This window comes from Pedobacter psychrodurus, from assembly GCF_032678585.1.
GTDB lineage: Bacteria > Bacteroidota > Bacteroidia > Sphingobacteriales > Sphingobacteriaceae > Pedobacter > Pedobacter psychrodurus_A.
Map to the genome: position 1 here is coordinate 46,624 of NZ_JAVTSN010000048.1, position 7,209 is coordinate 53,832.

6 protein-coding genes are annotated in these 7,209 nt (G+C 38.6%); 1 reads left to right on the top strand and 5 read right to left on the bottom strand.

Features of this window, described 5'->3' with window-relative positions; translation table 11 throughout:
• Window positions 1-22 precede the first annotated feature (22 nt).
• The 5 genes from R2S57_RS24830 to R2S57_RS24850 all read right to left on the bottom strand — a co-directional run bounded on the left by R2S57_RS24830 (window position 23) and on the right by R2S57_RS24850 (window position 5,414).
• Window positions 23-1,459, bottom strand: a complete 1,437-nt coding sequence (locus tag R2S57_RS24830) for an MFS transporter (protein WP_316847614.1) — start codon at window positions 1,457-1,459, stop codon at window positions 23-25.
• A gap of 164 nt (window positions 1,460-1,623) precedes the next feature.
• On the bottom strand, window positions 1,624-2,853 hold the full coding sequence (locus R2S57_RS24835; RefSeq protein WP_316847615.1) for a thioredoxin family protein: 1,230 nt from the start codon (window positions 2,851-2,853) through the stop codon (window positions 1,624-1,626).
• 50 nt (window positions 2,854-2,903) lie between these two features.
• The gene (locus R2S57_RS24840) at window positions 2,904-3,242 is read right to left on the bottom strand and encodes a hypothetical protein (protein WP_316847619.1); all 339 of its coding nucleotides are present in this window, start codon (window positions 3,240-3,242) and stop codon (window positions 2,904-2,906) included.
• Window positions 3,170-4,132 carry a thioredoxin fold domain-containing protein gene (locus R2S57_RS24845; RefSeq protein ID WP_316847616.1) on the bottom strand — a complete coding sequence of 321 codons (963 nt, stop codon included), beginning with the start codon at window positions 4,130-4,132 and terminating at the stop codon, window positions 3,170-3,172. The genes R2S57_RS24840 and R2S57_RS24845 overlap by 73 nt, the downstream gene beginning before the upstream one ends.
• Before the next feature lie 49 nt (window positions 4,133-4,181).
• Complete coding sequence (locus tag R2S57_RS24850) at window positions 4,182-5,414, bottom strand: thioredoxin family protein (protein ID WP_316847617.1); 1,233 nt, start codon at window positions 5,412-5,414, stop codon at window positions 4,182-4,184.
• A gap of 349 nt (window positions 5,415-5,763) precedes the next feature.
• On the opposite strand from R2S57_RS24850, the gene R2S57_RS24855 reads away from it, so the two are divergent.
• The gene (locus tag R2S57_RS24855; protein WP_316847618.1) at window positions 5,764-6,390 is read left to right on the top strand and encodes a LysE family translocator; all 627 of its coding nucleotides are present in this window, start codon (window positions 5,764-5,766) and stop codon (window positions 6,388-6,390) included.
• Window positions 6,391-7,209 lie beyond the last annotated feature (819 nt).

The window sequence follows — 7,209 nt, forward strand, 5'->3', positions numbered from 1 at the left end:
TGCAAAAATACTTTATTAAAAATTAATGTCCGCCAGAAATTTTCTGGTCGAAGTTAATTCCCTGTGATCTTAATATGCCGGCAACTTTCCAGGCATAAAAGGCCAGGTAAGCAAAACAGATAATACCTACTATATAACTGTATTGGATACCTGTAAATTCTGATACTGCTCCCTGAGCCCAGCTAATAATACCACCGCCCATAATCATCATAATTAAGAAGCTACTGCCCTGACTGGTGTGTTTACCTAAACCGCTTACGGCTAAGGTAAATATACAAGGCCATAAAGTGCTACAGAACAAACCAACACTGGTAATGGCATAAACACTCACCATTCCTTTGGTAAGCATCCCGATAAGCAAGGCCGCAATACCTATTGCAGAAAAGATTAACAACATACGTGCAGGATTACCTTTACTCGCCATATCGGCAGCAATTAATACCAAAATAATTAAACCATATACATAAAATGGAGCAAGATCATGTTTGGCAATCGCATTTACGGCTAAAAAGATCCCAAAGGCCAAATAGGGCGCGATAAACCTTAATACTTTTTGTGTACTTATATTATCGGTAAAAGCTTCAACAGCGCCAGTCCAACGTCCGATCATCATACTTGCCCAATATAGAGAGATGTAAGGAGCAATATCTTTAATCGCAAAGCCTAAATCTTTTTCCATATAGGCCGGCAAGTTACTTGCCGTAGACACTTCTACACCTACATAAACGAAGATGGCAATCATACCCAAAACGAGTTGAGGATATTGTAAAGCAGAGCCCTTAATCGATTTAGTATCATCAACAACAGCTTCAACCAAAGCTGGTCGATCAGGTAACGACGACAACTTCAAGAAAACAGCAACTGCAATAAAAGCAACACCTAAAATCAGGTAAGGAATTTTAACACTTTCGATGCTGATATCAGTACTTGCGTTGGCAGCCGAACCAAAAATGGCAAAACTCACAATAAGCGGTCCGATGGTTGTACCAAAGTTGTTGATACCACCAGCGAGGGTTAAACGCTGCGAGCCTGTTTTAATCGGCCCTAAAGCAATCGCCAATGGATTGGCCACTGTTTGTTGTAATGAAAAACCCAATGCCACGATAAATAAACCCGAAAGCATTAAAGGAAAGGAGTGCAGGTTTGCTGCAGGGTAAAACAATAAAGTTCCAAGTGCAGAAATAACCAAACCTAGTGCCAACGAATTTTTGTAACCCAATTTGTTCACTATATCCTGTCCAATAATCACAGAGATACCGTTATAAATTAAAGCACCTACGGTATACGCAATATAAAATGCCAGCGAAACCAATTGACTTTCGGCTTGCGACAAATCAAAAGCTTTTCTAAATACCGGTATTAAAATATCATTACTGGCGGCCACAAAGCCCCAGAAAAAGAATACCGTGACCAAAGGAATAAACTGCCCCCACTTGGTTTGTGTTTGTTCTGAACTCATTTTTTAAATTTAGTTTTTAGTGGCTCTAAACATAAATAAAAAAAACAATAAACAGCACATCTAAACAAAATTAGTGTACAACGCACACTATGCCTTTAAAACAACAAAAAACCGGATGCGTGTTTAGCGCCCGGTTTTTATTCTTTATCTTGGTTAAATTGGGTTCACCAGGTTTTTTCACCCTTTTTCATCTTAGCTATCGTTTTTTGATAAGTGGATTTTTCAGTTTCCGGAACCAAGTTCATGGCTTTCTCTTCCCACTGAATGGCCTCCTTTGTTTTACCCGACTTGTGCAATAAATTGGCATAAATAACAATAAAATTAGGGTCTTCACTTTTTGCACCTTCAACAACCGGTTTTATCCAGTTTAATGCCTCTGCAACGCAAGCCGGATCATCGCAGTGCTGAAATACCGACCATGCAAAACTATTTAAAGTATTAACATCGACCTCATTTCCATATTTACGCATATAACTTAATACGGCCACCTGAAAGGCTGGCCATTTGTTTGCATATTGGTACCAGCCAGCCCTAAACAGCGCAAAACCTTTAGCTAAATCTACAGATGGATATTTCAGCTTCGTTTTTGCCTCCAATTCGTCGACATTTATTTCTGGTTTACTGCCCACCAAATTGTAGGCCTCTTCTTTCATAATGATAGGGCTCAATATTTTGTCAGCCATCCCCTTACCTAAAACCGCATCAACTTTATCCGGAGCTTTCAACATGACCTCAAAACCCTTACTCTTGCTGCTTATGGTAAATTGTTTCAAAAATTCCAGATTTTCCTTAGTATATAGATCTTTTTGAGTAGCCAAATATTCTGCCATTAATTTATCCGAAGTACCATAATCAGCAGCTGAAGCAGCTGCAGCAGCATATAATTTTAGAAATGCCGGATCTTTTTCTCCGGCCGCATACTTTTTAACGAGTGTGAAGTATTGCGTTTCAGGTTTAAGCGCTTTATTTGCCTCGGCAATTAAAACATCTGCCTCACAACTACCAACAATTTGATGAACCAGTTCGCCATCAGGGGAAAATATCAAAAAGGTGGGGTAAAGTTTAATTTTATACTTTGCGACAATACTTGCGGCATCAGCATACCAGGCCTTTACTTCCGCATTATCCTTTGCGGTTTTATCCATTTGGATTGCAATATTTACAAAGTTCTGATTTAAAAAATCGCCTACTTTTTGTTGTGGAAAAACCTCGTCTTTCATTTGCCTGCAAGGCCCACACCAGGTGGTAAAACAATCTACAAACAGGTATCTGTTTTCCTTTTTTGCTTTTTCCTTAACTTGTGCCCAACTCAGATTATGTTCAAAGCGGGTACCACCTTCTTGTGCAAAAACTGCGAAAGGTAACATTAGCATTAAAAAAAATAATCTTTTCATTGTTTCAGTTGATTAGGGTTTTAAAAAAAACCGGTTGATTATTTCACTGATTACCAGGTTTTTTCACCCTTTTTCATCTTATCCAAAACGTTACGATAATTGACTTTTTCAGCTTCAGGTGCTAAGTTTATCGCTTTTTCTTCCCATTGAATGACCTCTGCTGTTTTGCCCGACTTGTGCAATAAGTTGGCATATGTAGCCATAAAAGCAGGGTTTTTACTTGTTGTACCATCTACACTTCGTTTGCTCCAGTTTAAAGCTTCTACAACACAGGCCGGATCGTGGCAGTTTTCAAATACCGCGGCTGCTACAAAATTTAAGAAATAAGGCTCTGCTTCATTGCATATATACGCATATAATTTAACGCTGCTGTCTGAAAGGCTGGCCAATTTTTTGTATAATCATAAAACTGAACCCAAAACAGACTAAATTCTTTAACTAAATCTACCGAGGGGTATTTCAGTTTCGTTTTTGCCTCAAATTCATCCATATTTATCGCTACTTTACTCTCTATTAAAGTAGCTGCCGCTTCAGTCATGATCACATATTTCAATATTTCATCTGCCCTTCCCTTACCTAAAACAGCATCAACTGTATCCGGATCTTTCAAAATCAACTCAAAACCTTTACTCTTGCTGCTTTTGGTAAACCGGCCTAAAAATTCCAGGTTTTCTTTGCTATATAAATCTTTTTGGCTAGCCACATAATCTTCTGCAGCTTTATTTTTAGTATCGTCATCGCCAGCCTCAGCGGCTGCAACAGCAAGTGCTTTTAAAAATGCCGGATCCTTTTCTCCTGCCTGGTACTTTTTAACGCGTGCAAGGTATCGAGTTTCAGGTTTAAACGCTTTATTTGCATCAGCAATAAAAGCATCTGCGTCTTGGCTACCTGCCATTTGATGAACCAGCTCGCCATCGGGAGAAAAAATTAAATAGGTTGGGTAAGCGACAACTTTGTACGCTTTGGCAATAACTGCGGCATCAGCATACCAGGCTTTTATTTCCGCATTATCCTTTGCGGTTTTATCCATCTGCACTTCAATATTTACAAAGTTCTTGTTAAAGAAATCGCCTACCTTTTGTTGCGCAAAAACCTCGTTTTTCATTTTCTTGCAAGGGCTACACCAGGTGGTAAAACAATCTACAAACAGATATTTGTTCTCCTTTTTAGCTTTTCCCTTAGCCTGTGCCCAGCTCAGATGCTGTTCAAAGCGGGTACCGCCTTCCTGTGCAACAGCTGCGAAAGGTAACATCAGAATTAAAAAAAATAATCTTTTCATTGTTTCAGTTGATTAATGTTTAAAAAAATGGAATAAGTATTTTCAGTGCTTACCAGGTTTTTTCAGCCTTTTTCATCTTATCCAAAACATTACGATAATTGACTTTTTCAGCTTCTGGTGCTAAGTTTATCGCTTTTTCTTCCCACTGTATGGCCTCTTCGGTTTTACCAGCCTTATGTAATAAATTGGCATAGGTATCTATAAAAGAAGGAACCCCACTTTTTGTATCTTCTACACTTCGTTTGCTCCAGTTTAAAGCTTCTGCAACGCAGGCCGGATCGTGGCAGTTTTTAAATACCGTAAATGCCAGGTTATTTAGGGTATTAACATCCACATCATTCCCATATGTACGCATATAACTCAATGCGGCTGTTTGAAAAGCTGGCCAGTCTTTTTTATAATATTGATACCACTGCACCCTAAACAGCGCAAAACTTTTAGCTAAATCCACTGATGGGTATTTCAGCTTTGTTTTCGCTTCCAATTCGTCGACATTTATCTCTGCCTTACTGTTTGCCAGATTATAGACCTCTTCATTCATGATGACAGGAGTGAGCATATTACTTGCTTTCCCCTTTCCTAAAATCGCATCAACTTTATCCGGATTTTTCAAAATCGCCTCAAAACCCTTACTCTTGCTGCTTGTGATAAAGCTGCCTAAAAATTCCAGGTTTTCTTTGGTATATAAATCTTTTTGACTGGCCAAATATTCTGCTACCACTTTATCCCTGGTGCCATCATCGCCTGCATCAGCGGCCCCGGCTGTAAATGCTCTTAAAAATGCCGGATCTTTTTCTCCTGCCGCATACTTTTTAAGGAGTGTGATGTATTGCGTTTCAGGTTTAAACGCTTTATTTGCTACCGCAATAAAATCATCTGCCCTACGACTCCCTACAAATTGATGAACCAGTTCGCCATCAGGCGAAAATATCAAATAGGTTGGGTAAGCTTTAACTTTGTACTTTTCGGCAATACTTGCGGCATCAGCATAAAAGGCCTTTACTTCCGCATTATCCTTTGCGGTTTTATCCATCTGCACTTCAATATTTACAAAGTTTTTGTTAAAGAAATCGCCTACTTTTGGTTGCGGAAAAACCTCGTTTTTCATTTGCTTACAAGGCCCACACCAGGTGGTAAAACAATCTACAAACAGGTATTTGTTCTCCTTTTTGGCTTTTTCCTTCGCTTGTGCCCAGCTCAGATGCTGTTCAAAGCGGGTACCACCTTCCTGTGCAACAGCTGCGAAAGGCAGGATTAGCATTAAAAAAAATAATCTTTTCATTGTTTCAATTATTATGGTTTATAAAAAAATGAATACCAGACAAAAAAAATGCGATGTACATTTTCTTTGTAATCTTAAAATAATTGGGATGATTATTTTCTACTCTTAAATTATACCCAGGGATGTGGTATGAAGAGATCTTGAATTATTAATACTAAGCCAATATTTGATTTGAGAATATTGGACAGGATAAATATAACAATTATATGGAAAACAAAAAAGAAGCGTTAACAGTATTTATAGTGGTAAACAATATTTAACAATTGTTCATTTAACAAAATAGATTACATTATTTCATATATGTTTAACTATAAAATTGCATATTCGCAATTCGTAAACACAAAAATGCATGTTTGAAGCCATTTTATTAGGTATTGGGGCAGGGATTATTTCGTCGTTTTTAACAGGGCCTGTATTTTTTGCAATGATCAAAACCAGCATAGAAAGGGGCTTCAAAGCTGGGTTTTCTTTAGCCGTTGGCGTCATTATCAGCGATATCGTCCTCATCGCACTGGTCCTTTTTGGCAGCCAGTTTTTCGATTACAAAGCAGAATTTGATAAATATGTAGGCTCCATTGGTGGCCTATTTTTGTTAGCGGTGGGTATCTATTATCTCGTTTCTAAAATCACCGTGCATTACGACAGCAGTACCTTGCAAAAGGTAAGTAAACGGGGCTACGTAATTAAAGGATTTTTAATGTGTATCCTCACCCCTTCTACCCTCATGTTCTGGATTATCGTAAGCGGTATTATCTCCGTGAAGCTCAACAACATGCTTAACGAAAAATTAGTCTGCTTTTTTATCGCCATGGCCACACAACTCAGTATCGATGGCGCAAAGAGTTTCTACTCGAGTAAACTCCGTTATAAAATAAAAGAAGATGCCTTAAAAAAACTGAATAAAATTGCAGGTGTGGTGATTATCTTTTTTGCTTTCTGGCTTATCATTAAAACGTATCTTAAGTTTTACGCATAGGCTTTTTGCCACAGAATTCACAGCGGATTGTTAGCCACGGAGACGCAGAATATTCTTAAGTTTTGTCACCCTGAGCGGAGTCGAAGGGCTGTTTTCTTGATATGAAACTAATCAATTTGTGCCTTCGTGCCTTAGTGGTCAAACCAAATAGATAATCAAGTATTGTTACCTTGAGTGTAGTCGAAGGGCTGACTAAAGATTTATCAAACACCCATTTTTTTTTTTGAAAAGCAGATGCGGTGCTACTATCATCGTCAGTCCTGCCAATGCTCCAAGTCCTCGGCAAATGAAGAATTTGCCTCCGGGCTTTCCGCGAATGTCAGGTTTAGATAGGGAAAGATTGTAGCGCTTTTTAATGGTTACCCTGAGCGGAGTCGAAGGGCTGTTTTCTTGATATGAAACTAATCAATTTGTGCCTTTGTGTCTTGGTGGTAAAACCAAATAGATAACCAAGTATTGTTACCTTGAGTGTAGTCGAAGGGCTGACTAAAGATTTATCAAACGCCATTTTTTTGTTTTTTTTGAAAAGCAGATGTGGTGCTACTATCATCGTCAGTCCTGCCAATGCTTCAAGTCCTCGGCAAATGAAGAATTTGCCTCCGGGCTTTCCGCGAATGTCAGGTTTAGATGGAGAACGACAGTAACATCTTTTAACGTACATCAAGCTATCTCCAACTCAAACATAAACTTTCTTTGTGCCTTTGTGTCTTGGTGGTAAAACCAAATAGAAAACCAGATATTCTCACCCTGGGGTATAATTTATTGCATAAAAATCAATATAAATGACAGGAGATAATGGGGGCAAGTCGACTCAAAGTA

Excerpts from the sequence above, each read along its gene's own strand:
- R2S57_RS24830 (WP_316847614.1), bottom strand. The coding sequence starts at position 1,459 with ATGAGTTCAGAACAAACACAAACCAAGTGGGGGCAGTTTATTCCTTTG.
- R2S57_RS24850 (WP_316847617.1), bottom strand. The coding sequence starts at position 5,414 with ATGAAAAGATTATTTTTTTTAATGCTAATCCTGCCTTTCGCAGCTGTT.
- R2S57_RS24855 (WP_316847618.1), top strand. The coding sequence starts at position 5,764 with ATGTTTGAAGCCATTTTATTAGGTATTGGGGCAGGGATTATTTCGTCG.
- R2S57_RS24845 (WP_316847616.1), bottom strand. The coding sequence starts at position 4,132 with ATGAAAAGATTATTTTTTTTAATTCTGATGTTACCTTTCGCAGCTGTT.
- R2S57_RS24835 (WP_316847615.1), bottom strand. The coding sequence starts at position 2,853 with ATGAAAAGATTATTTTTTTTAATGCTAATGTTACCTTTCGCAGTTTTT.